Source organism: Streptomyces pseudoechinosporeus, assembly GCF_054783935.1.
On record NZ_BAAGPS010000094.1, the window covers coordinates 151,407 to 174,810 of the forward strand.

General features: G+C 70.4%; 23 protein-coding genes. 14 read left to right on the top strand and 9 right to left on the bottom strand.

Going from position 1 to position 23,404, the window contains the following annotated elements; all coding sequences use genetic code 11:
* Nucleotides 1-19 precede the first annotated feature (19 nt).
* Both ACYVO6_RS49235 and ACYVO6_RS49240 read left to right on the top strand, forming a co-directional pair.
* Nucleotides 20-1,822: a bifunctional serine/threonine-protein kinase/glutamate ABC transporter substrate-binding protein gene (locus ACYVO6_RS49235; RefSeq protein WP_461073544.1), complete on the top strand. Its 1,803-nt coding sequence runs from the start codon at nt 20-22 to the stop codon at nt 1,820-1,822.
* A 323-nt stretch (nt 1,823-2,145) separates the two neighbouring features.
* Nucleotides 2,146-3,096, top strand: coding sequence for an SGNH/GDSL hydrolase family protein (locus tag ACYVO6_RS49240; RefSeq protein ID WP_461073546.1), 951 nt, complete (start codon nt 2,146-2,148; stop codon nt 3,094-3,096).
* Nucleotides 3,097-3,150: 54 nt separating this feature from the next.
* Here ACYVO6_RS49240 and ACYVO6_RS49245 read toward each other — a convergent pair whose 3' ends face one another.
* A complete protein-coding gene (locus ACYVO6_RS49245) occupies nt 3,151-4,494 on the bottom strand; it encodes a helix-turn-helix domain-containing protein (RefSeq protein ID WP_461073548.1) in 1,344 nt (447 codons plus the stop codon).
* Nucleotides 4,495-4,693: 199 nt separating this feature from the next.
* On the opposite strand from ACYVO6_RS49245, the gene ACYVO6_RS49250 reads away from it, so the two are divergent.
* Together ACYVO6_RS49250 and ACYVO6_RS49255 are read left to right on the top strand one after the other, a co-directional pair.
* Entirely contained in the window at nt 4,694-4,837 is a 144-nt protein-coding gene (locus ACYVO6_RS49250; protein WP_461073550.1) for a hypothetical protein, read from the top strand.
* Nucleotides 4,838-4,947: 110 nt separating this feature from the next.
* A complete protein-coding gene (locus ACYVO6_RS49255) occupies nt 4,948-5,559 on the top strand; it encodes a dihydrofolate reductase family protein (RefSeq protein ID WP_461073552.1) in 612 nt (203 codons plus the stop codon).
* Between the two features lie 132 nt (nt 5,560-5,691).
* On the opposite strand, the gene ACYVO6_RS49260 is transcribed toward ACYVO6_RS49255, so the two are convergent.
* On the bottom strand, nt 5,692-6,585 hold the full coding sequence (locus tag ACYVO6_RS49260) for an SDR family NAD(P)-dependent oxidoreductase (protein WP_461073554.1): 894 nt from the start codon (nt 6,583-6,585) through the stop codon (nt 5,692-5,694).
* A gap of 96 nt (nt 6,586-6,681) precedes the next feature.
* Between ACYVO6_RS49260 and ACYVO6_RS49265 the strand changes: the two genes are divergently transcribed.
* The 5 genes from ACYVO6_RS49265 (at nt 6,682) to ACYVO6_RS49285 (ending at nt 10,577) form a co-directional block, all read left to right on the top strand.
* The gene (locus ACYVO6_RS49265) at nt 6,682-7,347 is read left to right on the top strand and encodes a TetR family transcriptional regulator (RefSeq protein ID WP_461073556.1); all 666 of its coding nucleotides are present in this window, start codon (nt 6,682-6,684) and stop codon (nt 7,345-7,347) included.
* Between the two features lie 115 nt (nt 7,348-7,462).
* The gene (locus tag ACYVO6_RS49270; protein ID WP_461073597.1) at nt 7,463-8,452 is read left to right on the top strand and encodes a permease; all 990 of its coding nucleotides are present in this window, start codon (nt 7,463-7,465) and stop codon (nt 8,450-8,452) included.
* Nucleotides 8,449-9,219, top strand: coding sequence for a TIGR03943 family putative permease subunit (locus ACYVO6_RS49275; protein WP_461073558.1), 771 nt, complete (start codon nt 8,449-8,451; stop codon nt 9,217-9,219). The genes ACYVO6_RS49270 and ACYVO6_RS49275 overlap by 4 nt, the downstream gene beginning before the upstream one ends.
* 127 nt (nt 9,220-9,346) lie before the next feature.
* Nucleotides 9,347-9,856, top strand: coding sequence for a SigE family RNA polymerase sigma factor (locus ACYVO6_RS49280; protein WP_461073560.1), 510 nt, complete (start codon nt 9,347-9,349; stop codon nt 9,854-9,856).
* Complete coding sequence (locus tag ACYVO6_RS49285; RefSeq protein ID WP_461073562.1) at nt 9,846-10,577, top strand: L,D-transpeptidase; 732 nt, start codon at nt 9,846-9,848, stop codon at nt 10,575-10,577. Before ACYVO6_RS49280 ends, ACYVO6_RS49285 begins: the two co-directional genes overlap by 11 nt.
* Before the next feature lie 70 nt (nt 10,578-10,647).
* On the opposite strand, the gene ACYVO6_RS49290 is transcribed toward ACYVO6_RS49285, so the two are convergent.
* From ACYVO6_RS49290 to ACYVO6_RS49310, 5 genes are all read right to left on the bottom strand, one after another.
* Nucleotides 10,648-11,094 carry a luciferase domain-containing protein gene (locus ACYVO6_RS49290; RefSeq protein ID WP_461073564.1) on the bottom strand — a complete coding sequence of 149 codons (447 nt, stop codon included), beginning with the start codon at nt 11,092-11,094 and terminating at the stop codon, nt 10,648-10,650.
* A gap of 112 nt (nt 11,095-11,206) precedes the next feature.
* Nucleotides 11,207-12,253, bottom strand: coding sequence for an ABC transporter substrate-binding protein (locus ACYVO6_RS49295; RefSeq protein WP_461073566.1), 1,047 nt, complete (start codon nt 12,251-12,253; stop codon nt 11,207-11,209).
* 55 nt (nt 12,254-12,308) lie between these two features.
* A complete protein-coding gene (locus tag ACYVO6_RS49300; protein ID WP_461073568.1) occupies nt 12,309-13,250 on the bottom strand; it encodes a C45 family autoproteolytic acyltransferase/hydolase in 942 nt (313 codons plus the stop codon).
* Nucleotides 13,251-13,650: 400 nt separating this feature from the next.
* A complete protein-coding gene (locus ACYVO6_RS49305) occupies nt 13,651-14,355 on the bottom strand; it encodes a response regulator transcription factor (protein WP_352369697.1) in 705 nt (234 codons plus the stop codon).
* Nucleotides 14,356-14,417: 62 nt separating this feature from the next.
* Complete coding sequence (locus ACYVO6_RS49310) at nt 14,418-15,479, bottom strand: PucR family transcriptional regulator (protein ID WP_461073598.1); 1,062 nt, start codon at nt 15,477-15,479, stop codon at nt 14,418-14,420.
* Nucleotides 15,480-15,840: 361 nt separating this feature from the next.
* Here ACYVO6_RS49310 and ACYVO6_RS49315 point away from each other — a divergent pair, with 361 nt between their 5' ends.
* The 5 genes from ACYVO6_RS49315 (at nt 15,841) to ACYVO6_RS49335 (ending at nt 20,959) form a co-directional block, all read left to right on the top strand.
* Complete coding sequence (locus tag ACYVO6_RS49315) at nt 15,841-16,356, top strand: hypothetical protein (protein WP_461073571.1); 516 nt, start codon at nt 15,841-15,843, stop codon at nt 16,354-16,356.
* 98 nt (nt 16,357-16,454) lie between these two features.
* Nucleotides 16,455-17,972, top strand: coding sequence for a flotillin family protein (locus ACYVO6_RS49320; protein WP_461073573.1), 1,518 nt, complete (start codon nt 16,455-16,457; stop codon nt 17,970-17,972).
* Nucleotides 17,973-18,092: 120 nt separating this feature from the next.
* Nucleotides 18,093-18,578 (top strand): cation:proton antiporter regulatory subunit, encoded by a 486-nt coding sequence (locus ACYVO6_RS49325; RefSeq protein WP_461073575.1) that lies wholly within the window; start codon nt 18,093-18,095, stop codon nt 18,576-18,578.
* Nucleotides 18,579-18,585: 7 nt separating this feature from the next.
* Nucleotides 18,586-19,824 (top strand): cation:proton antiporter, encoded by a 1,239-nt coding sequence (locus ACYVO6_RS49330; protein WP_461073577.1) that lies wholly within the window; start codon nt 18,586-18,588, stop codon nt 19,822-19,824.
* A gap of 124 nt (nt 19,825-19,948) precedes the next feature.
* Complete coding sequence (locus tag ACYVO6_RS49335; RefSeq protein ID WP_461073579.1) at nt 19,949-20,959, top strand: FkbM family methyltransferase; 1,011 nt, start codon at nt 19,949-19,951, stop codon at nt 20,957-20,959.
* Nucleotides 20,960-21,406: 447 nt separating this feature from the next.
* Here the strand turns inward: ACYVO6_RS49335 and ACYVO6_RS49340 are convergent, their stop codons facing one another.
* Nucleotides 21,407-22,291, bottom strand: a complete 885-nt coding sequence (locus ACYVO6_RS49340; RefSeq protein ID WP_461073580.1) for a class I SAM-dependent methyltransferase — start codon at nt 22,289-22,291, stop codon at nt 21,407-21,409.
* Nucleotides 22,292-22,388: 97 nt separating this feature from the next.
* Nucleotides 22,389-22,964: a helix-turn-helix domain-containing protein gene (locus ACYVO6_RS49345; RefSeq protein ID WP_461073582.1), complete on the bottom strand. Its 576-nt coding sequence runs from the start codon at nt 22,962-22,964 to the stop codon at nt 22,389-22,391.
* Between the last annotated feature and the right edge of the window lie 440 nt (nt 22,965-23,404).

A 23,404-nucleotide genomic window follows, 5' to 3' on the forward strand; every position in this document is an offset into this window, starting at 1 on the left:
CTCTGCCAGAGTGGTGCGCGTGGAGACGTTGAGAAGCCAGGATCCCAAGCGCCTGGGCGAGTTCACACTGCTGGCCCGGCTGGGCAGCGGCGGCATGGGGCGGGTGTATCTGGGGCGGTCGCCGGGTGGGATGCAGGTGGCGGTCAAGGTGATCCGCGAGGACTTCGCGGAGGATGCCGACGTCCTGACCCGGTTCCGGCGTGAGGTGGCGACGGTGCGCGCGGTGCGCAGCCCGTACACCGCTCGTCTCGTCGGCGCTTCCCTGGACGTGCCGCCGTACTGGCTGGCGACGGAGTTCGTGCCGGGCCCGACGCTGCTGAAGGCAACACGCGGCACGTCCCTCGAACCCACCCTGTGTATGGGGCTGTTCGCCGCGCTTGCGGAGGCCCTGGCGGCGGTGCACGGGCATGGGGTGGTGCATCGGGACGTGAAGCCGCACAACGTCATCCTGGCCCCGGGCGGGCCGCAGTTGATCGACTTCGGGATCGCCCGGGCGGCGGAGCACACGGAGCTCACGCGCACCGGCCAGACGCCAGGTACCCCCGGCTATACCGCGCCCGAGGTGCTGCTGGGCGGCGAGGCGGGCCCGGCGGCGGATGTGTTCGCGCTTGGCGCGACGATGGCCGCCGCCGCGACCGGCCGGGCGCCGTACGGCGGCGGGGAGTGGCCGGCCGTCAGCTACCGCGTCGTGCACGGCGAGATCGACGTCGACGGGGTGGAGCCCGGGCTCGCCGAGCTCATACGGCAGTGCGTCGACCGGGAACCGGCGCGGCGGCCCGCCCCGCTGGAGATCGTCCGGCGGTGTGGCGTCACCGACGCGTTGGCGGAGTTACCGGCGTACCAGCGGCTGGCCGGGCCGGCGCCGGCGCCGACGCCGGCACCGGCGCTCCCGGCACGGCGCCGACGCCGGGTCCCGTTGGCGGCCACGGCTTCCCTGGCGGTCGGAGGGCTCGCATTGGCGACGGTGATATGGCTGCTGCCGGGGGGCGGTGACGGTGCGAAAGCGGGCGGTTCGCCAACCGGGTCCGCGACCGGCTCTCCGACCGGCTCCCCGACCGCGTCCGCGTCCGGCTCCGGTGGCCGTAGCTGGCCGGATAGCCTGACGATCGGCATCATGACCGACCGGCCGGGCATGAGTACGGGACTCTCGAGCGGGAAGTACGAGGGCTTCGACATCGACGTCGCCCGGTACATTGCCGCCGAACTCGGCGTCAAAGCCGAGGACATCGCGTGGCGGGAGGCGTCGGCCGCCGAGCGTACGAACCTCCTGGTAGACGGCGAGGTCGACTTCGTCGTCGCCGGCTATCAGATCACCGACGCACGGAAAAAAGAGGTCGACTTCTCCGGCCCCTACCTCTCCGCCAGCCAGGACGTGCTGATGCGCGCCGACAACCCGACCTCCGTGAGGGACCTCAACGGCAGGAAGGTGTGCTCGGTCACCGGCTCCAACTCCGAGTCCGCGGAGATCGTGAAGAAGCTGGCACCGGAGGTGCAGCTCACGGTGTACCCGTCCTACTCGGAATGCCTCACTGCCCTGGACAGAGGCGAGGTCGATGCCCTGACCGCCGACGACGCCCTCCTCGCCGGATACGCCGCCGATAGCGGGAATCCCGGTAACTACCGGCTGGCCGGACAGGAACTCAGCGCCGAGAACCTCTACGGCGTCGGGGTGCCCAAGGGCGAGACGGAACTGCGCGACGACATCGACGCGGCGATCGACAAGATGATCGCGGACGGCTCCTGGGCGAAGGCCGCCGATGAGAACCTCGGCGGCGTGGTCAACTACGATGCCCCGCAGCCCGCGCGGAACGCGACCGGCTGACCTGGTGCGAAGCGGCTCCCAGGGGGCGTCGTCCGGCGACGTGTCCAGGGTCGCCCAGCGATCACTTCCGGCCGTCGGGATCAGTTCGGCACGGACGGGCCTACGCGTCAGCCCCGTATGCCGGAAGGAACCATTCGGGACCGAGCCTCGTGCCTGCTGACGCTCTGGAAGGTTCAGCCCCCTCAAAGGCCTTCCGCCCTCCGGATGTCATGCTTCTGTCACGCATCGGCCATCACCTTGTTTCACCGGGATCCCGTCAGTCCCAAGAGTGGTCTCCTCTGACAACCGGAGCGGACCACACCTCTTGAATACGGGAGCAGCTCGTGACGAAGCAGAACAAGACCCGACGAAACGCCCTGACGGCTTGTGCGGTCCTGGCGGTCGGTGCCCTCACCCTCACGGCCTGCGGCGGCAGCGCCACCGGGGACATCAGCGGCGGTACGAAGAACACCGGCTCGGCCGCGGCGAAGACGAAGACCGGACAGGCGGGGGTCGAAGCGCGCAGCCACGCCGCGACCTCGGTGGCCGGGGTCGAGTATGTCGCGATGGGCAGTTCGTTCGCCGCGGGCCCGGGCATCCCGCCGGGGTCCACCAGTGGGGGCACGGCGTGCGGGCGGTCGGACGCCAACTACGCCGGCATCGTGGCCCGCGACACCGGGGCGAACCTGACGGAGGTCTCGTGCAGCGGCGCCACCACGGCGAACATCCTCACCTCCGCCCAGGGTGCGCACCCGCCGCAGATCGACGCTGTGACCAGCTCGACCCGCTTAGTCACGATCACCATCGGGGGCAACGACGTCAACTACCTCGGCAGCCTCAGCACGTACTCCTGCCAGACCAGCGGCGGCACGAACTGCGGCACCGTGGACCAGTCTGCGATCAACCAGACCTTCGACGTGCTGACCGACCGGCTCGAGAGCGTCGTGAACGCCGTCTATGACAAGGCCCCGGAAGCGGACGTCTACCTGGTGAACTACCTCACCGTCCTGCCCGACGCCGGTACCTGCGCCAATGTGCCGCTCACCGCCGACCAGCTGGCGTTCGGGCAGAGCATCGCCACCCGCCTGGCGGACGCGACCGCCACCGCGGCGGACGACACCGGGGCGACCCTGGTCGACGTCGCCGCCGCCAGCCAGGGCCACGACGCGTGCTCGTCCGACCCGTGGGTGGAGACGTACCGGCCCGCCTCGGGGCGGACTCCGTACCACCCGAACGAGAGGGGCATGGAGGCCGCGGCCTCCATGGTGAAGTCCGCACTCGAGGCGTCGGAGTAGTTGGAGTAGCAGAGCAGTGGGAGCAGTCAGAGCTGCTGCGGCGTCTCGCGGCTCTCAGAGTGGAGGATGCGCCGGCGCCGGCCCCAGCGTCGTAGTCCCCGGCGCGGTCTGGTGCCCCAGACCCGTCCGGTACGCGTCCAGCGCCGCCTCGGTCCGGCCCGTACGCCGCAGCAGGTCGCCCAGCAACCGGCACAGGTCGGCCAGATCCCCCGCCGCCCCCGCCCGCTCCAACAGGCTCAGCGCACGCACATAGTGCTCCTCGGCCGCCTCCGTATCCCGTGCGTCCTCGGCGATGATCCCCAGCAGCCGATGAGCCGCAGCCGAATGAACAGCACCCCGCTCCGAACTCAGATCCCCCAGCACATCCCGAAGCAGCTTCGCCGCCTCGGCCGACTTCCCCTGCCGATGCAGGACGTCCGCCAGCTCCACCACCACCTGGCTGGTGTAGAGCGTCGCGCGCTTGGCGGCGAGGATCGCTCGGGCCTCGCGCAACTCGCTCTCCGCCCGCGCCAGTTCACCGTTGTGGGCGTACACATAGCCGCGCATCCAGTGGCAGTTGGCGAGCTCCGTACGGATCTGTAGCTGGCGGTACAGTTCCGCGGCCTTCGCCAGGGACGCGTCCGCCTCCGCGATCCGCCCCTCGGCGAGCAACGTACGGGCGACGGACCGGTGCATACGGGCCACCAGCGCCGGATCCTCCACCTGCGGAGCCAGCGCGAGGGCGAACTCCGCGGCCTGGGCGGCGCGCGCGTGGGCGCCCATGTCCATGTACGGCCCGATCACGCTCGCGTAGAGGAGGACCAGGGCGCCGGGGTCGTGCAGGCCGGTGCGGTTGAGTTCGTCGAGGGTGGACTCCAACAGGTAGCAGGCGTACCGGAGTTCGCCCGCCAGGTAGTGGGCGACCGCACGGCCGCGCAGGGCCGGCACCCGGATCGGTAACGGCGCGTCCGCGAGCCGTTTCTCCGCCTGCTCGAACCGGAGCCGCCCGGCGATCAGGTCGCCGGATTCCAGGGCGCATTCGCCGAGCCCCAGCAGGGCGGCGGCGCACTCGGCGTCGAGCCCGTGAGCCTCCGCCTCCGCCAGCAGCGCCGCGTACTGCTCGGCCGCGGCCTCCGCCTCGCCGGTGGCCAGGGTGCGCTGCGCGTCGGTGAGCCGTAGCCGCAGGTTCGTGGCGAGGTGGGCGGGCCGGCCGGTGGCCAGTTCCTCGTACGCGACGCCGAGCCGGGCGGCGATGTGCCGCAACGCCTCCTCCGAGGGCCGTACGCGCCCGGCCTCCAGCGTGGAGATGTAGGCCGGCGTGTATGCCCCTTCCGCCAACTGCCTCTGCGTCAGCCCACGTTCGGTACGCAGCTGCTGGACTCGGCGCCCGATGATCCCCGGGTCGTCACGCTCGGCCATGGTCCCAGCATGCCAGGAAGTTGACTTACCGTTACTGGCAAGTCAACTTCCGCTCGTAACAAGCCAGTTAGTGCTCGCGGGAAGCGGGCGGGAGATTGACGCCCCCTCTTGCCCCGGAGCCCGTTCCGCCCTACGTTAAGCGGCGCGTTAAACCTACGATTGCGCTCACTTAACGCACTGACGATGCGAGGTTGTCGCCGTGTTCCGACGCAAATCCACGCGCTATGTCTCGGCGCTCCACGTCACGGCCCGCCATGTCTCGGTCCGCTACCTCACGGCCCTGTGCGCCGCGGTCGTCGCCTGCGCGGCCCTGATCAGCGCGGGGGCGGCGGGGCCGCATTAGTGAGGGCTCCCGGACCGGTCGGTTCGGACCGATGAGTTTCCGCGCGGCACCAGGTCCATAAGGGAGAGGGGACGGTTGGCGGCCCCTGCCGTAAAGGAGAGTGGTGCGCGATGAAATTGGTGCTGCAGGAGTTCCTGTCGCTGGACGGCGTATCCCAGGGGCCCGGTGCCCCGGACGAGGACACGAGCGACGGATTCACCCAGGGCGGCTGGTTCGTGCCGCATCTGGACGAGACGTTCGAGCGGCTGGCCGGCACATGGCTCGAGCAGGCGGACGCGTTCCTCTTCGGCCGCCGTACGTACCTGAACTTCGCGCGGGACTGGCCGAAGATGACCGAGCACCCGTCCGCCGCCATCCTGAACGGTCTGCCGAAGTACGTCGCCTCCCACAGCCTCACCAGAGCCGACTGGAACCCGACCACGATTCTCTCCGGCGACATCCCCGCCCAGGTAGCCGAACTGAAGCGGCAGCCCGGCCGCGAACTCCAGATCCACGGCAGCGCTCGACTCGGCCAGTCCCTGCTGGCCGCCGGCCTGATCGACGAACTACGCCTCGCGATCGCTCCGGTCGTCGTAGGCACCGGCCGCCGCCTGTTCCCGGACGGCGGCGCCCCGGCGGGCCTACGCCTCCTGAGCAACGAGAGGACACCGGGCGGACTGACGATCCTCGTCTACGAATCGACGGGGCTTCCGGAATACGGGACGTACGGGGCTGACAGGTAGGTCCTCCGTGGAGCAGGATCCGGCACTGCTGATCAGTTTGGATTTCCGGTGGCCCCGGCTTTGCCGTCATCGGTCCGTGTGACAGCAAAGCCGCGCCAACCTGATGAGCGAGACGCCGGCCCTCCCCAAGGCCTAGACAGGGAACTTCACGCCGGTGAGGTTCTCGGAGACCGTCCACAGGCGTTGCTGGACGGTCCGGTCGTGGGAATCGGGGCTGGACTCGACGACCTTCGGGTGTCCTCGGAGCCCGCCCATCCCGTCCGGGCCGTAGTACTGGCCGCCGCGGACGGTGGGGTCGGTGGCCGCGCGCAGGGTCGCCAGTGCGCCCATCTCCGGCTTCTGGCTCGTCAGGGGCGCGATCACGGGGTTGATCACCCGCATCGCGGCGAAGGTGTTGCGCGTGAGGTCGGTGGTGGCCACACCCGGGTGTGCGGCCACCGAGATCGTGGTGCTGAGCGAGCCGAGACGGCGTTGCAGCTCGTAGGTGAACAGCAGGTTCGCCAGCTTCGACTGCCCGTAGGCCGCGACTCGGCTGTAGGACCGCTCCGACTGCAGGTCGTCGAAGCGGATGGCGGCCCGCATGCGGTGGGCGAGGCTGCTGACCGTCACCACCCGCGAGCCCGGCACGGGCAGCAGCAGGTCCAGCACCAGCCCGGTGAACGCGAAGGGGCCGAGGTGGTTGGTGCCGAACTGCATCTCGAACCCGTCGCGCGTGGTCTGCTTCGGCGTGTGCATCACACCGGCGTTGTTGATCAGCAGGTCGATCCCCGTGTGCGTTCCGTGCAGGTCGGCCGCGGCGGCGCGGATCGACTCCAGTGACGTCAGGTCCAGCTCCTGCACGGTGACGTCGCCGGACATGCGGGCGGCCGCCTGCCTGCCCTTCTCGACGTCCCGTACGGCCAGCACCACCGTTGCCCCGTGTTCCGCCAGAGCACGGGCGGTCTCGAAGCCGAGGCCGGTGTTGGCGCCGGTCACGACCGCCACCCGCCCCTTCTGCTCGGGGATGTCACGCTCGGTCCACTTCATGCCAATCTCCTTATAGACCGTTGGTCTGTTATGGCGTCGACAGTAAGAGACCGCCGGTCTGGTGTCAAGAGACCGCTGGTTTGTAAACTGGGGTGCATGACATTCCAGCGGGCACGCAGCAAGGAGCAGCGCGAGATCCGGCGCCGGACGATCCTGGACACGGCGGCGGCGATGCTCGACGAGATGCCGGTGGCCGACCTGAGCCTCAACGAGCTGAGCCGACGGGTCGGGCTGGCCAAGTCGAACGTGCTGCGTTACTTCGAGTCCCGTGAGGCGGTGCTGTTCGAACTGCTCGTGCGCGCCATGGAGAGATGGCTGGCGGAGGTGCCGGACGAACTGGCCAAGGGTGTCGACCCACACCTGTCGGCGCGCGAACGCGGCGACCAGGTGGCCGCGGTACTCAGCGCATCCCTCGCACGCCAGACGGTGCTGCTCGATCTCGTCAACGCCCAGGCCAATGTGCTGGAGCACAACGTGTCCGTCGACGTCGTGGTGCGGCACAAGAGGTCAGCCATCGCCGGCATCACGACCACGGCCGACCTCATCCGCCAGTACGTGCCCGAAGTCGGCGATGGCGCCCGGACGGTGGCCATGATGACGGTGATCCTGGCCGGCACCCTTTCGACCTACTGCCGGCCCTCCGCCAGCGTGCTCGCCGCCTACGAAGCCGACCCCACCGTGATGGAGCTCCGCCTGGACCTGCGCGCCACCCTGGAAAACGCCGTCGCCACGCTGATCGCGGGCACAGTGGCGCGGGCCTGACGCGAAGGCGCCGAGGAGCTCGCACAGCGGCACCGGTTAATCTGCCCGGACGTGCGGACGTACGGCGTATGACTGGGTGAGGCGGGAAGCAAGGGGCGTGGAGGAGCGAGGGAGTCTGGGGGACGGGGCGCGCGTTGTTGCGCGGGGGTTCGTGTATGTCGTGGTGGGGGGCGTTGCCCTTGTCGCGATCGTCACCGTCGGGTCCGTGCTCGGGCCGATGTTCGCGCTCGATCTCGCGACCCCTGCCATGGGGGCTTGGTGGACCGTCTTCACCGCCATCGCCGTGCAGGGGATGCCGTTTCTGCTGCTGGGTACGGCGGTGTCGGCGGCGATCGGGGCGTTCGTACCGGAGCGGGTCTTCAGCCGCGTACTGCCGAAGAAACCGGCGTTCGCCGTGCCCGTCGCGGGGGCGGCCGGGGTGGTGCTTCCCGGGTGCGAGTGCGCTTCCGTGCCGGTGGCCGACAGCCTGATGCGGCGCGGTGTCGCGCCGGCCGCCGCGCTGGCCTTTCTGCTGTCCGCGCCCGCCATCAATCCGGTCGTGCTCGTCGCCACCTCCATCGCCTTTCCGGGGAACCCGGCCATGGTCGGCGCCCGGCTCGTCGCCTCGCTCGCCACGGCCGTGGTGATGGGGTGGCTGTGGGTGCGGTTCGGGAAGGAGGAGTGGCTGCCCCAGCGGCGTACGACCGGCAAGGGCGCGTCCCCTACCGGGTGGCGCGGGTTCCGGGACGGGCTGCAGCACGACTTTCTGCACGCGGGCGGCTTCCTCGTACTGGGCGCGGCTGCCGCGGCGACCTTCAACATCCTCGTCCCGCGCTCCGTGCTCGACGTCTTCACCGATTCGCCCTGGATGTCGGTGCTGCTGCTCGCCGTACTCGCCGTCGTACTGTGCGTCTGCTCCGAGGCCGACGCCTTCGTCGCGGCCTCGCTGACCGGGTTCTCGCCGACCGCGCGGCTGGCGTTCATGGTGGTCGGGCCGATGGTCGATCTGAAACTGTTCGCCCTCCAGGCAGGGACCTTCGGGCGGGCCTTCGCCATCCGGTTCTCGTCCGTGACGTGGGTCGTGGCCGTGGCGAGCAGTGTGGGAGTGGGGTGGTGGCTGCTATGAGGTTCCGTACGCAGGGGGTGCTGCTGCTTCTGTGCGGGGCGGCGCTGCTGAGGGTGTCCCTCTTCAGCGAGCTGTATCTGCGGTATGTGAAGGAGGGGCTGCGGCCTTATCTGGTCATCTCGGGGGTGCTGCTGGTCGTGCTCGGGCTGCTGGGCCTCGTCAGGCGTGAGAACGGTGACGGCGACAGTCGTGATCATGGCGACGGTGACAGCGACCACGGCGACGGCGACCACGGCCATGAGGACCACCTTGAAGGTCACGGTCACGATCACGCCCACAGCCCTCGTATAGCCTGGCTCCTCGCCGCCCCCGCCCTCGCCCTCCTCCTCTTCCCGCCGCCCGCCCTCGGCTCGTACAGCGCCGAGCGCGAGGAGGCGAAGGTCGCGGCACAGGGCGTCGGCACCTTCCCGAAGCTCCCGGCGGGGGACCCGGTCGAGCTCACCCTGAACTCGTTCGCGTCGCGCGCGCAGTGGGACAGTGGCGCGTCCATGAAGGGGCGCACCTTCCGGCTGACGGGCTTCGTGACGAAGGACGACGACGGCAGATGGTACGTCGCCCGCCTCTTCGTCAACTGCTGCGCCGCCGACGCCGCGCCCCTGAAGGTCCAGGTCCGCGGTGCCGAGGCCCCCGCCCGCGACACCTGGGTCACCGTCACCGGCACCTGGCACCGCACCGGCGCACCCGGCTCGGACGAGGCCCGCCCGGTCCTGAACGCCACCTCCGTGCAACGCGTCGACCAGCCGTCGAACCCGTACGAGAAGCGCTGAACCCGGCCGGCTCCCAGCTGCCCCTCGGCCACCTCCCGTGTTGTGCTTCGATGTACGCGACTCAGGGACCCGTAAACGCGGCAGAGACGACCGGGCGCACGGCGTCCCGCAGACTCCGGCGGGGGGCATGACCGAGGAAGAGTTCGACGCGTTCTACGCCGCCGCGTTCCCGCGGCTGACCGGCCAGCTCTACGCCTTCACCGGGGACCACGGCGAGGCGCAGGACGTCGTCCAGGAGGCGTTCGTACGTGCCTGGGACCGGCGGCGGGAGTTCCTGGCCGAAGGGGCTCCCGAGGCGTGGATCCGCACCGTCGCGATGCGGCTCGCGGTGAGCCGCTGGCGGCGGGCGCGGCGTTGGCTGGAACTCGTGCGCCGCAATCCGCCGCCGGAGCACATGCCGGGGCCGGGGCCCGAGCGCACCGCGCTGGTCCAGGCGTTGCGGGAGCTGCCCGAGGCGCAGCGAAAGGCTGTCGTACTTCACCATCTGTGCGACCTCACTGTCGAACAGGTAGCCTCCGAAACCGGTGCGCCCGTGGGCACCGTCAAGGCCCGGCTGTCCCGTGGCCGCGCGGCGCTGGCGCGGTGGCTGAGCGAGGCCGATGAACTGGCTGAGAGGGAGGACGACCGTGTCCGATGAGCCCCGGCCCACCGAGTCCCACCGTGAACTGGCCTTCGCCCTCCATGAGTTGGCCGAGGACCACGAGACCCCGCTGCCCGTCCCGGGCGCCGAGATCCGCCGTTGTGCCCTGCGCCGCCGACGTCGCCGGCACGCCTCCCTCGCCGCGGTCGGTGCCAGTGCGGTGGCGGCCGTGTCCGTGGTCCTGAGCATGGCGTTCGTCGGCGGCGGGAAGGACGGCCACTCCAGACCGCCCGCCGCCACGCTCAGGGCACCGGGGCCGTCGTCCGCCGCCGGCGCGGTGCCCGCCGCCACCGTCAATCTCTCCCGGCGTGAACTGATCGTCGCGGGGCGCGTCCTGCCCATCTCCGCGGGAGCGGCCCGGACGCCCACGCCGACGGGCCGTATGACGGTCACCGACAAGTACAAGGTCGCCGCGCTGCCCACCGACACGCTCGGGTTCGGGCGGGGGTACGAGACGAAGGCGCCGTGGGTGATCCAGCTGCGCACCCCCCAGAACCGTACGAACTACATCGTCGCCTTCACCCTGGACGAGAAGGCGCCCGGCAACTACGACAGCACGGCGGGCTGGATCGGGCTGCGCCGCAGCGACGCGGAGTGGCTGTACCGGCGGCTCGACACGGGTGCGGTGGTGGCGGTGGTGGGAGCGACGCCGAGGCCGATGCCGACGCCGGTGACACCGACTCCGGTGAGGACGATGCCGAACGCTACGGCGTCATGACGTACGCCTGTGTCAGTACGTACGTCCGTGTCCGTAGTCCGCGTCCGTAGTCCGCGTCCGTACGTCCGTGTCAGTGCCCGTGAGGCATGAGCCGGTCGACCATGCGGCGGGCCGCTCCCGGACGTGAGGTGGGGACCGCGGGCAGCTCCGCCGGGCGTTCCCAGTCGCAGGGCGGGGACGGGCGGTCCTGCGGGACCTCGCCGTGTTCCTGGCTTTGTTCCTTCAGCGCGAGGCTCACGAGGATCAGCAGGAGTTCCACGTCCGCGTCGCAGTCGAGGAGGACGGTGATCCAGGAGGCGCCGGGGCGTACGCGGATGGCGCTGTTGTGGCGGAGCTGGGGGAGCAGGCGTTCGACCGCCGGGCGGGTCAGGAAGAGGTCGGCGGAATCGTCGGAGTGGAAATGGACGATCTCGTGTCCCGCCGAAGCGAAAGCATGCCCAACGGTGCACTTGGGCGGGCCACTTATCAGGTTCGGCCAGCCCTCCAGGAGAGCCATGGCGCGATGGGCCGCGGTCATGACCACATCCTTACGCACACGTCACCTGAATGACCACCCCCGGTTTCCGACGGTTCGGCGAATCATCCGGCGACCGATCACCCGGCGGACGAAGCCGATGAGGGTGTGGAAGCTAGGAGTCGAGCCTCTTCGACTTCTCCACGGCCGCGGCGAGCTGCTCCAGGACCGGGGCCCATCCGGCGTAACTGAACCGCTCTTCCATCGCCCACGTCGTCAGCTGCCCGGCCTGGACTGCGGGCAGCTCACGCCAGGTGGGCTTCTTGTCCAGCTCCTTGAGCGGCAGGGCGTGGGAGCGGTTGTCGACCATGATCAGGTCGGCGTGGTACTTGTTGGCGTTCTCCCAGCTGAGGAACTCCCAGAAGCCCCACTCGTCGGACTTCTTCCCCTCGACGAACTCGACGCCGAGGTCCTTGAAGTAGTGAAGATCGCAGTACGAGTCCGGGACGCCCACGTACATCTGCTCGTTGTCCCCCGTCATCGCCATCACCTTCAGCCCGCCGCTCGCCTCGGCGGCCTTCCGGAGGGTCTCGGCCGCCTTCTCGAAGCGCGCCTTCGCGTCGGTGACCTTCTCCGCGGAGAGATCCGCGCCAAGGGCCTCGGCGAGTTCGGCGGTCCGGCGGAGAGGGGTGGTGAGCGGGTCCAGGGCGACCTTGATCCCGACGGAGGGCGCGAGGGCGTCGATCTTCTTCTTGCTTTCCTCGGGCACGTACCAGAGGTCGGGCCCCGGGAACATGTTGCTGATCAGCAGATCCGGCTTCAGCGTCGCGTACTTCTCGATGTTGAACTGCCCGAACTCCGTGCCGAGACTGGTCATCTTCGATACGTCCATGTCGCCGACCTGCGGATTGGGCTTGCCCCCGACCGGTTCGCTGGGCCCGAAGATGCCCTCGCACTCGATGCCGTAGTCGTACAGCGCGGCGGCGGTACTCACGAACGCGACGATCCGCTCCGGCGCCTTGTCGAGCTCGACGGTCTTCCCCCGGTCGTCCTTGAACGACCAGGGCCCGCCGCTCCCACTGCTGTCGGCCTGCGCGGGCTCGCCGTCATCCCCACCGCAGGCGGCGACCAGCGGACCGAGGGCGAGAACACCACCGGCTGCGAGGAGCCGCCGTCGAGAAATACCGCTTGGAGCACTGGAAGAGAGGACACTGCTGCGCATTAGGCGAGGCTAACCTAAGCACTCTGCTCCCCAATAGTCCCGGGTGGGACCGGCGTCATTCCGCCCGTCCCATGGTCACCGTGCGCGTGCCCGGAGTGAAGTCGGTGAAGGACTGGTCCCAGGTCTCGTCGGGCCAGAGGTAGGTCACGCGGCCCTCGGTGGGGCGGTAATGGGCCGTGTAGACCGTGCCGCCCTTGTCGAACGCGGAGTTGTACAGCGGTGGCTTCAACAGCGCCGCGAGGTCCGGACCCGCCGCCCGGACCGTGGCCAGGCGTTCCTGGGTCCGGCTCTGCTGTTCCTGCTCATCCGGGACCGGCAGGTGCTGGTGGTTGGTGGCGCAGGCGTCCGGGGCCTCGGTGAGGGGGATGTCGGGGCCGACGTACACGGTCACGGCCCTTTCCGCGTCGACGAGGGTGACGTTCTGGGGGATGGCGACCGGGATCGTACGCAGCTTGTCCACGGCCTCGTCGACCGTCTCGCAGGTCTCCAGGAGGTACCGCAGCACGATGAGGATGGCGAAGCCGGGGCCGTGCACGAAGCGTCCGCCGAAGGTGAGCGAGACGGCGAGGCCGGCGTCGTTCATACCGTCCAGCAGGCCCCAGCCGGCGTCCTGCATACCGATCACGGGGCGCAGGAAGTGCGAGGAGACGATGGTGCCTTCGCAGTCGGCGGGGTCGAAGTCGTAGTTGCGCAGAAGGGTGCCGCCGACGCCGATCTGGGTGCAGCCCGCGAAGAACGGCCGTATGCCGGCGAGGGTGAGGAAGGTTTCGCCTCCGGGCCGGTCGAGCCCGGCCGCGAGCCGGTCGAGTATCGGCACCAGTTCCGGCATATGACCCTCGAACAACTCCCGCGCGCGGGCCGCTCCCTCCGGAGTCTTGCTCTCCTCGGTCATCCATCCATCCGCCGCCGGCCACAGGGCCTGCGTATGGGCGGCCCAGATCCCATCGGTGCCGTCACCGACATCGATAGCACGAAAGGTCTTCTGCTGCTGGGGCATGACTGGGGCTCCCTCGGTGGGGCGGGGTGGCGTAGGGGTGAAGTGCGGTCAACGTACCTAAATTCAGGGCGAATTCACCAGGGTCCCGATCAGCTCACAGACGTGTGACGGGCGCGCCAGCAGCCTCGCGGGTTCCCCGGCACCTGAAAGCCCGCACCCCCACGTGCCCGCAGCCTCCCCCCGGCGGGAGGGGCCGTGGGCCGGTGCGTCGTATGCCCGTCGCTTAGGTTCTGTCTCAGGCCACCCGCACCCTGTACCAGCAAAGGGCCGTACGCCCCGCCTGCGACGGGCTGACGCACCGGCCCACGGCCCCGCACCCACCACCCACCCAAGGGGCGCGGGGAACGGCGCGACCAGCCACGACGCACCCGCACCCGCCCAACCGCCGGAGGCACCCCGCTCAACCGGCGGAGGCCACCCCCGTTTGCCAGGCCCACGCCGCGATTTCCACACGGTTCCGGGCCGCCAGTTTGAGTTGGACGCTGGCCAGGTGGGTCTTCACCGTGGAGAGGGAGACGTACAGGTCGGCGGCGATCTCGGCGTTGGTGCGGCCGAGGGCGACCAGGCGTACGACGTCCAACTCGCGGTCGGTGAGCGGTTCTTGGGGCTTGGCCGGGAGTGGTGCGGCCGGTGTAGGAGCCGCCGTGGCGGCCGTGACGTGCTTGAGGAGGCGGACCGTGACGGACGGGGACACCAGGGAGTCACCCGCCGCGGCCGCCCGTACCGCCTCGGCGAGCAGCGTGGGGCCGGAGTCCTTGAGGAGGAAGCCGCAGGCGCCGCCGCGCAGGGCCCCGTAGACGTACTCGTCGAGGTCGAAGGTGGTGACCACGACGACCCGCATCGGGTCCGGGACCTCCGGTCCCGCCAGCAGTCGCGTCGCCTCCAGGCCGTCCATCTTCGGCATCCGGATGTCGAGCAGGCACACGTCCGGCCGGGTCTCGCGGGCCAGCGCGACGGCCTGCTCCCCGTCCGCCGCCTCGGCGACCACCGTGATGTCCGGCTGCGCGTCCAGGAAGAAACGGAAGCCGGTACGCACCATGTCCTGGTCGTCGGCGATCAGGACGCGGATGGGGCGGTCGCGCTCGGTCGTGGCTCGCTCGGTCATGGCCCGAATCCTGCCGTACGGGGCCGGTGGCGGCGACTCCCTCTGTTGCTCGGAGCTCCTGTTCAGAACTCCTTCTCCGGCCAGTCCAGCAGCCGCGCCCCGATCACCGCCGTCTGAAGCGTGTACCGGTGCACCGGGTCCGCGGGATTTGCGCCGGTCAGCCGGTGGATCCGGTCCAGCCGGTAGGTGAGGGCCCGCACGCTCAGCGACAGCCGGCGGGCCGCCTCCGCGGCGACGCAGCCCGAGGCGAAGTACTCGGTGAGGGTGTCGAGGAGGGGCCGGGCTCCGCCGCGGGCCTGCCGTAGCGGGCCGAGGGCACTGAGCACCAGGTCCGCCATGGCCTGGCGGTCGCGGGTGAGGACGGGGTAGACGAGGAGGTCGGCGGCGCGGAGTACGGGGGCGTCGAGTTCCAGGCGCTCGGCCAGGTCGAGGGCGTTCAGGGCCTCCTCGTACGACTGGACGACCCCGCCAGGGCCGGGCTGGGGGCGGCCGATGGCGACCTGGCCGCCGTCGGTCGCGGCGTACGCCTGCTTGGCGAAGAAGGCGAGGACCTCGTCCTGGTCGCCGGGGGCGATGCAGACGAGCCGCCCGTCCTTGGTGGTCATGAGGATGCTGCGGTCGCCGAACCGGCCGATCAGCGCACGCTCCACCTCGCGGGAGACGGCGTCCCCCTCGTCGTACCCGGCCCTGCCCTGCGCCACGGCGACGGCGTGCGCGTGCGAGAGGCGCAGCCCGAAGCGTTCGGCGCGCTCGGCGAGCCGGCCCAGGTCGCTGCGTCCGTACAGCAGGTCGTCGATGAACTCCCGGCGCGCCGCCTCCTCTTGGCGTACGGCCTGACGCTGGGCCCGCTCGTACCCCTCCGCGAAGGCGTCGACGGTCTGCTCGACGGCGGCGAGCACGCTGTCCGTGGAGGCGAGGTTCGCGGCCGGCCAGTGGGCGCGGGCGGCGGCCAGATGCGCGCCGACGAGGGCGCGGAGTCCGTACCCGGCCTCGGCGGCCCGTTCGCCCAGCGCCCGGCGAGAGTCGAGTTCGTCGCGGGTCAGCCGGCGGCCGGTCGCGGAGGCGTCCGCGAGGATGACGGCGAAGCCGTCCAGATACTCCTCGGGCACGTCCTGCCCCGCCATGCACACCCCCTGATACGTCATCAGCCCTTGACGCCTTTCTAACGCATACGCGGCTGGGGTGGACCCCCAGGGAGTGGTTCACTGCCGGAGCAGGGCACAGGGCTGGGCCCCGGTGCTGGTGTCTTCCCCCTCGACACCCCGGCACCGGGGCCCGTATCCGTCCCCCGTAGCTCCCCGTGCTCCCCTTGTTTCCTGCCCCGTCATCCTGGCCCGCGGCCGGCGCCCTGCGCATGGGCCGGAACCGGCATCAAGGCGGCGTAAAGATTGCCGGAGTACGGCAGTGTGCGATTGGGCACATGCCTGAGATGATCCCCGTACGCCGAGGTGGTCGGCGTACGCGGGGGACACGGGGGCTTACCGCATGACCTTCTTTATCGGTCTCGGCATCGCGGGGATCGTTCTGCTCGTCCTGGCGCTCGTCTTCGACGGGGTGCTGGAAGGGCTTTTCGACGGGGCCGGGGTGCTGGACGGGCTGTTCGACGGGCTGCTGTCGCTTCCGGTCATTGCCGGGTTCATCTCGATGCTCGGCTTCGGCGGGGCGATCGTGCTCGGCACGACGGGCCTCGGCGCCGGACCCGCCACCGCCGTGGGCGTCGGCGCGGGTGCCGGGGCGGGCTGGCTGACCTGGAGGTTCAGCCGGGCCCTGATGCGGGACGATCCCGATGTCACCCCGCGCAGTGAGGACCTGGTGGGCTCCTCGGGCTCCGTGGTCACCGCGATCCCGGCCGACGGCTATGGCGAGGTGTTGCTGTATCTCGCGGGCCAGCCGGTGAAGTACGCGGCCAAGAGTGCCGTTCCCATCGCGCGGGGCGTCGAGATCTGGGTCGAGGCGACCCTGTCGTCGACGTCGGTGATGGTGCGCCCGGTCGAGCGCTGACCCACACATCAGACTCCATACAGCACACCCTGCACACCCCGCACATCATTCGTACGTACCGATCTGCCGTCCCCCGGGACGGCAGGGGGGAAGTCATCATGAGTCCAGTCGTCATCGCCGTCGTCGGAGTCGTCGTACTCCTCGTGCTGCTCGCGCTCGTCGTCGTCACCCGCTACAAGGTGGCCGGGCCGAGCCAGGCGTTCATCGTCACCGGGCGGCGCGGCAAGAAGTCCACCGACCCGGAGACCGGCCGTATCTTCACCGACAACAGCGGCCAGAAGGTCGTGGTGGGCGGCGGCGTGTTCGTCGTGCCGTTCGTGCAGCAGAAGTTCACCCTCGACCTGTCCTCGCGGCACATCCCGATCTCGGTGCGCGGCGCGGTCACGCTGCGCGGGGTGAAGGCGAACCTCGAAGGCGTGGCCATCGTCAAGGTCGGCGGCTCCGAGGACTCGATCCGGGCCGCGGCCCAGCGGTTTTTGATGCAGCAGGGCGGGATCGTCGGGTTCACCCAGGAGGTGCTGTCCGGCGCGCTGCGGTCCATCGTGGGCCGGATGTCGGTGGAGGACATCATCCGGGACCGGGCCGCGTTCGCCGGGCAGGTGGCGGAGGAGGCCGAGGCGAGCCTGTCCGGGCAGGGCCTGGTGCTCGACGCCTTCCAGATCCAGGACATCACCACCGAGGGCTCCTACCTGGAGGACCTGGGTCGGCCGGAGGCCGCGCGGGCCAAGCAGGAGGCCGACATCGCGGAGGCGGTGGCCCGCCGGGCCGCCGAGCAGGCGCGGCTGAAGGCGGAGGAGGAGATCGCGATCGCCCAGCGGACCTTCGCCCTCAAGCAGGCCGAGATCAAGGCCGAGACGGACGCGGCGGCGGCCCAGGCCAACGCCGCCGGTCCGCTCGCGGAGGCCGCCCGTCAGCAGGACGTCCTGATCCAGCAGGAGAAGGTGGCCGAGCGCCAGGCGGCACTGAAGGACCGTCAGCTCGACACCGAGGTCCGTAAGCCCGCCGACGCCCGGCGGTACGAGGCCGAGCAGGAGGCGGAGGCCAAGCGGGTGGCCCGCGTGAAGCAGGCCGAGGCCGAGCGGCTGGCCGCCATCGCGGCCGCGCAGGCGGAGGCCGAGCGGGCGCGGCTGTCGGGTGAGGGCGAGAAGCAGCGCCGCTCCGCGCTGGCCGAGGCGGAGGCCGTCGAGGGCCTCAGGCAGGGTGAGGCCGAGCGGTCCCGGCGTGCGGCGATCGCGGAGGCGGTCCGGCTGGAGGGCGAGGCGGAGGCCGCCGCGATCGGGGCGACGGGTGCCGCTCAGGCGGAGGCCATGCGGAAGAAGGCGGACGCGTTCGCCCAGTACGGCGACGCGGCCGTGCTCCAGATGCTCGTCGAGGTGCTGCCGCAGGTCGTCGCCAAGGCGTCCGAGCCGCTCAGCGCCGTCGACAAGATGACGGTGATCTCGACGGACGGCGCCAGCCAGCTGTCGCGTACGGTCGCCGACAATGTCGCGCAGGGCATGGAACTCCTCAGCTCCACCACGGGAGTCGACCTGGCCGAGCTGCTGAAGGGGATCACGGCGGGCAAGGCGGCCGTACCCGCGGAGGCGGCCAACGGGAAGATCGAAGTGACCGGCTGACCATGGAGGCCGGCGTTCCGCCCAGGTGCGCCGGCCTTCATGCGGGTTGCGTACGGTGCGTATGTGGGGCGCAGACAGCCCCGTGGACACGTACGTACTTGATCGGACAGGGGATCAGCCATGGGCACACCACGCCTGAGCAGTACACCGTTGCCGGGAATTGGGGTGCGCTACGACATGACGACACGTGAACGGCGCCGGCTTTCGGTGGTCGCGCACCGCGACGGCGACCGGACGTTCAGCGCGTACCGCACGGACGACCCGGACGCCTGCTCCCTGTCCGTGCACCTGACACCGAAGGAGGCGGCGGCCCTCGTCGACGCCCTGCTGCCCACGCATCACAGCCCGAATCTGCTGTCCACCACCGAGCTGGGCCTGGTGGCCGAACGCCTCGAACTGTCCGGGAGCTCGTACTGGAACGGACGGCTGCTCGGCGAGACACAGATGCGCACCGAGACCGGCGCCTCGATCGTCGCCGTCCTGCGCCGGGCGGAGGCGATCCCGTCGCCGACGCCGGACTTCCGGCTGGCCGGCGGGGACACCCTCATCGTGATCGGCACCCGCGAGGGCGTGGAGGCGGCCGCGGCGATACTCGGACGGGAGTGAACCGGCAGTGCACACCTCCGCGGTCTTTCTGATCGAGTTCGGCGCCATCATCCTCGGCCTGGGGCTGCTGGGCCGCTTCGCCGGACGCTTCCAGTTCTCCCCCATCCCGCTGTATCTGCTCGCCGGACTCGCCTTCGGGGAGGGCGGATTGCTGCCGCTGGGCACCAGCGAGGACTTCGTGGCGATCGGCGCCGAGATCGGGGTCGTACTGCTGCTGCTCATGCTGGGACTCGAGTACACGGCGAGCGATCTCGTCTCCAACCTCAAGACCCAGTACCCGGCGGGCCTGGTCGACGCCGCCCTGAACGCCCTGCCGGGCGCGGCCATGGCGCTGCTGCTCGGCTGGGGTCCGGTGGCCGCCGTGGTCCTCGCCGGAGTCACCTGGATCTCCTCCTCCGGAGTCATCGCCAAGGTCCTCGGCGACCTGGGGCGGCTCGGCAACCGCGAGACGCCCGTGATCCTCAGCATCCTGGTGCTCGAAGACCTGTCGATGGCCGTCTATCTGCCGATCATCACCGCCCTGCTGGCCGGCGCGGGCCTCGCGGCGGGCAGCGTCACGCTGGCCATCGCGCTCGGTGCGGCGGCGCTCGTCCTGGTGGTCGCGGTGCGGTACGGCCGCCTCATCTCCCGTTTCGTCTCCAGCGACGACCCCGAGAAGCTGCTCCTGGTGGTACTGGGCCTGACCCTGCTGGTCGCCGGGCTCGCCCAGCAGCTCCAGGTCTCGGCGGCGGTGGGCGCGTTCCTGGTCGGCATCGCGCTGTCCGGGGAGGCCGCGGAGGGCGCCCACATTCTGCTCTCCCCGCTCCGGGACCTGTTCGCCGCCGTGTTCTTCGTCTTCTTCGGCCTGCACACCGACCCGGCCAGCATTCCGCCGGTACTGCTGCCCGCGCTCGCTCTGGCGGTGGTCACCGCCGTCACGAAGATCGCCACGGGGTACTGGGCCGCCGGACGGGCCGGGATCTCGACGAAGGGGCGCTGGCGGGCGGGCGGCACGCTGGTGGCGCGCGGCGAGTTCTCGATCGTGATCGCCGGGCTGGCGGTCACGGCCGGGATCGAACCGTCCCTCGGGCCGCTGGCCACGGCGTATGTGCTGATCCTGGTCATCGTCGGCCCCCTCACGGCTCGCTTCACGGAACCGGTGGCCACGCGCCTGACGGCCGTTGTACGGCGCCGGGCGGCGGCGACGCCTCCGGAGGCGGAGGCGGAGGGTGCGCCGGAGCCGGCAGGGCGGGGGCCTCGGCCTTGAGAGCATGGGGCACAGCGTCCCGGGGCCCTGTGTGAACGCCTGCGGGGCTGCTTCCGACGCCTGCATGAACAGGAAGTTATGAGATCGGTTCAACGAACGGCCTCTCGCATGTAAAGGTGTCTGAATGCAGACCCTTTACAGGCGGATACTCAAGCTGGCCCCCAAGCTCGGGGTGCAGGTGCTCGATCTTGGTCCGGGAGAGGCCCTGGTCTCCCGGCGACGCGGCCGTGCCCGGATCTCTCTGGAGGCGGGGGCGGATCTGCTGGCCCGCCGCAGTAGCGGTTACTCGGTGACGCCCGTGGGGCAGGACGCGTGGCTGGTGAGCCGCGGTCGTGGCGGAGGGCCCAAGGCCAAGCCGAAGCCGGCGAAGTGGAAGAACGCCGTGCTCGGGCAGACCGGGGCGCACCTGCTGTTCGACCCGGAGGCGTCGAGGGGCGACGAACGCGTCCTCCAGCTGGCCGCCGCCGACTACCTGTGCGCCCACCATGTGAACGGTCTGCTGGACAAGTACCAGGTGAACTGCGTCTTCGACGTGGGCGCCAACGCCGGCCAGTACGGCAGCCGCCTGCGCCGCCACGGCTACACCGGCCGTATCGTCTCCTTCGAGCCGACCGCCGAGCACTTCGCCAAGCTGCAGAAGAAGGCGGAGAACGACCCCGACTGGCACGTCTACAACTGCGGCCTCGGCCGTGAAGAAGCCACCATGGAGATCCACTCCAACTGGAACTCCATGAACTCCCTTCTCCCGCCCACCGAGTACGGCAAGGGCCGCTACAAGCGGTTCGCCAAGTCGACCATGGAGCAGATCGAGATCCGCCGCCTGGACGCGGTGATGGACGAGGCGCTGGACGGCCTCACCGATCCGCGGCCCTACCTGAAGATGGACACCCAGGGCTACGACCTGGAGGTCTTCGCGGGCGCCGGCAAGCGCATCGACGACTTCGTCGGCATGCAGTCGGAGGTCGCCCTCCTCCGGCTCTACGAGGGCAGCCCGCAGATGCACGAGGCTGTCGCGATCTACGAGGAGGCGGGCTTCGAGATCACGGGCATGTACCCGGTGACTCGGGAACCGGCTACGGGGCGGGTTGTGGAGTTCGACTGCGTGATGGTTCGCGCAGCTGCCTCCGGCGGTTGAGCGGGGCGCCTACCGGGCGGGTGGGTTCGGTTTGTTGTCGGCTGCGGGTGCGTTGTGGCTGGTCGCGCCGTTCCCCGCGGGGTGCCTCCGGCGGTTGGGCGGCTGCGGGTGCGTGGTGGCTGGTCGCGCCGTTCCCCGCGCCCCTTGGGGTCCGGTGGGTGGGTCGGGGCCGTGGGCCGGTGCGTCAGCCCGTCGCAGGCCGGGCGTACGACCCGGAGCTGGTACAGGGTCCTGGTTCTCCGAGACAGAACCTACGCGACGGGCATACGACGCACCGGCCCACGGCCCCTCCCGCCGGTGGGAGGCTGCGGGCACGTGGGGGCTGGTGAACATGATGGCCGGCGGCTCCGGTCGCGCCCCTTCAGGGGCGCGGGGAACGGCGCGACCAGCCACAACGAACCCGCACCCGCCCATGAACCGAACCCACACCCCCCGTAGGCGCCCCGCTCAACCGCCGGAGGCGCGTGCGGCCCACACCATCCGCTCCGTGCGCACCGTCAGGTCGCCGCGCCGCAGGACGCTGTGCGGCCCCTCGGTGTCGAGCAGCCGGTCGAGGGCGGTGAGGTCCTCGGCCGTCAGCGCCTGGGCGGCACCGCTCCGCAGCCGGCGCAAGCTGCTGAGCGCGTAGCGGCCGACCGCGTCGGTGTGGGGTGGGCCGATGTTCACGGTGACGGTGCGTTCGGCCTCGACGGTGAAACCGGTGGCGGTGAGCTTGGCTCCCCAGTCGGCGCCGCGGTGCGACACATGTTCGGCATGGTGCCGCGCAAGCGCGGCGTGGCAGCGTTCCTCGAGACCGGGGCGCTCTTCGGGGGCGTCTTCGGGCAGGAACCTGGGGAAGCCGTCCAGTTCGACGACGGCGAACAGCCCGCCCGGCGCAAGCGTGTTGTGGACCTGGCGCAGGGCGCGGTCGGGATCGGCCATGTGGTGCATGGAGGCTGATGCCCAGACCAGTTCGGGCGTGCCGAGGTCGGGCCAGGTCGCGTCGAGGTCGGCCTGGACGGTGTGCACCCGGTCGGCCAGGCCCTCTGTCGTGGCCTTCTCGAGCAGGCGGTGCAGGTGGCTGTTCGAGGTGTCGACGGCGGTCACCTCGGCACGGGAGAAGCGCTTGAGCAGTGCGAAGGTGCCGGTTCCGGTCCCGCAGCCCAGATCCACGATGTGACGGGGATCGGCTCCGATGGGCAGCCATGCGGTGATGGAGGCGATGTGCTCGGCGAGCACCTCGGCGTCCAGGTCGAGGATCTCCGCCTGGCCGTCGGCATCGTGGTCCGCTCCGTGCCGGTGGGCCGCGTGCGCTTGATGGTCGTGCGATGTGCGCTGGGATGTGTGAGTCATGCCGACGACGCTAAGAGGGTCATGGGCGCGTGGCGCGGCCGCTTCCCGAAAGAGCAAGACGATGGCTGCTTGGCCTGCCGGCTGCGCAAGAAACCCGTCATTCGGTGCCCTCGCCCGGCTGGTGGCCGCGGCGGGCGTCACGGTCGAAGATGCCCAGGACCTCGCATGGCCCGCCCTCGGCGCCGATGGCGTGCGGGAGCATCGTCGGGAACTCGGCGGCCTGGTTGGTCTCCACGCGAAAGCGCCGGTTGCCAAGGAGCAGGACGGCGGTACCGGAGAGGACGACGAGCCATTCACGGCCGGGGTGGGCACGCATGCGCGAGGGGCTGTCGGGCGGCGGGTCCGTCATCCGCTGACGTACGACGGTCATGCCCGGGTCCGCGCGGATGGGCCACTGCATCCGCTGGTGGGCCGCGTCGATCATCGGGCTGGAGATGACATCGTCGGTGGCGGTCTCGACGAGCTGGTCGAGCGAGGTGTCCAGGGCGCGGGCGAGGGTGACGAGTTGATCGAGCGCGAGACGGCGCTGACCGTTCTCGATACGGCTGAGCGTGGACGGGCTGAGCCGGGCACGGGTGGCCAGCTCGTCGAGGGACCAGCCCTGCGCCATGCGCAGCGCGCGGATCCGTTTGCGTACGAGGCTGTCGAGCTCACCATGGCCGTCTTGCGTCATAGGCGAAACCGTATGCCCTACAAGCAAGGCACACGCTCAGCATGATCGCTCACGGTCCCGGCTCAGACGTTGGAAAATCCCGCTCCCCACTCGGGTAAACCCCCCTCAACATAGGCCAGTTGGCAGGATGGGGCGTTCGGAGGCGAGCCGCGAGGCTCGTGGTCATGACGAAGACCAAGCGAAACGCAGCCCTGATCGCCGCCTCCGGCGGTTGAGCGGTTGGGTTCGTGGGGGCTGGGTTCGTGTTTCGACTGCGGGTCCGTCGTGGCTGGTCGCGCAGTTCCCCGCGCCCCTGAAGGGCGCGTCCCTGGAGCCGCCGGCCATCATGCTCACCAGCCACAACGAACCCGCAGCCTCTCACCGGCGGGAGGGGCCGTGGGCCGGTGCGTCGTATGCCCGTCGCGTAGGTTCTGTCTCGGAGAACCAGGACCGTCTACCAG

What these genes read in the sequence shown, in the direction of transcription:
- ACYVO6_RS49295 (WP_461073566.1), bottom strand. Translation starts at nt 12,253, where the DNA reads ATGCGCAGCAGTGTCCTCTCTTCCAGTGCTCCAAGCGGTATTTCTCGA.
- ACYVO6_RS49265 (WP_461073556.1), top strand. Translation starts at nt 6,682, where the DNA reads ATGACATTCCAGCGGGCACGCAGCAAGGAGCAGCGCGAGATCCGGCGC.
- ACYVO6_RS49325 (WP_461073575.1), top strand. Translation starts at nt 18,093, where the DNA reads ATGGGCACACCACGCCTGAGCAGTACACCGTTGCCGGGAATTGGGGTG.
- ACYVO6_RS49305 (WP_352369697.1), bottom strand. Translation starts at nt 14,355, where the DNA reads ATGACCGAGCGAGCCACGACCGAGCGCGACCGCCCCATCCGCGTCCTG.
- ACYVO6_RS49310 (WP_461073598.1), bottom strand. Translation starts at nt 15,479, where the DNA reads ATGGCGGGGCAGGACGTGCCCGAGGAGTATCTGGACGGCTTCGCCGTC.
- ACYVO6_RS49275 (WP_461073558.1), top strand. Translation starts at nt 8,449, where the DNA reads ATGAGGTTCCGTACGCAGGGGGTGCTGCTGCTTCTGTGCGGGGCGGCG.
- ACYVO6_RS49345 (WP_461073582.1), bottom strand. Translation starts at nt 22,964, where the DNA reads ATGACGCAAGACGGCCATGGTGAGCTCGACAGCCTCGTACGCAAACGG.
- ACYVO6_RS49290 (WP_461073564.1), bottom strand. Translation starts at nt 11,094, where the DNA reads ATGACCGCGGCCCATCGCGCCATGGCTCTCCTGGAGGGCTGGCCGAAC.
- ACYVO6_RS49245 (WP_461073548.1), bottom strand. Translation starts at nt 4,494, where the DNA reads ATGGCCGAGCGTGACGACCCGGGGATCATCGGGCGCCGAGTCCAGCAG.
- ACYVO6_RS49335 (WP_461073579.1), top strand. Translation starts at nt 19,949, where the DNA reads ATGCAGACCCTTTACAGGCGGATACTCAAGCTGGCCCCCAAGCTCGGG.
- ACYVO6_RS49300 (WP_461073568.1), bottom strand. Translation starts at nt 13,250, where the DNA reads ATGCCCCAGCAGCAGAAGACCTTTCGTGCTATCGATGTCGGTGACGGC.
- ACYVO6_RS49255 (WP_461073552.1), top strand. Translation starts at nt 4,948, where the DNA reads ATGAAATTGGTGCTGCAGGAGTTCCTGTCGCTGGACGGCGTATCCCAG.
- ACYVO6_RS49315 (WP_461073571.1), top strand. Translation starts at nt 15,841, where the DNA reads ATGACCTTCTTTATCGGTCTCGGCATCGCGGGGATCGTTCTGCTCGTC.
- ACYVO6_RS49320 (WP_461073573.1), top strand. Translation starts at nt 16,455, where the DNA reads ATGAGTCCAGTCGTCATCGCCGTCGTCGGAGTCGTCGTACTCCTCGTG.
- ACYVO6_RS49340 (WP_461073580.1), bottom strand. Translation starts at nt 22,291, where the DNA reads ATGACTCACACATCCCAGCGCACATCGCACGACCATCAAGCGCACGCG.
- ACYVO6_RS49280 (WP_461073560.1), top strand. Translation starts at nt 9,347, where the DNA reads ATGACCGAGGAAGAGTTCGACGCGTTCTACGCCGCCGCGTTCCCGCGG.
- ACYVO6_RS49260 (WP_461073554.1), bottom strand. Translation starts at nt 6,585, where the DNA reads ATGAAGTGGACCGAGCGTGACATCCCCGAGCAGAAGGGGCGGGTGGCG.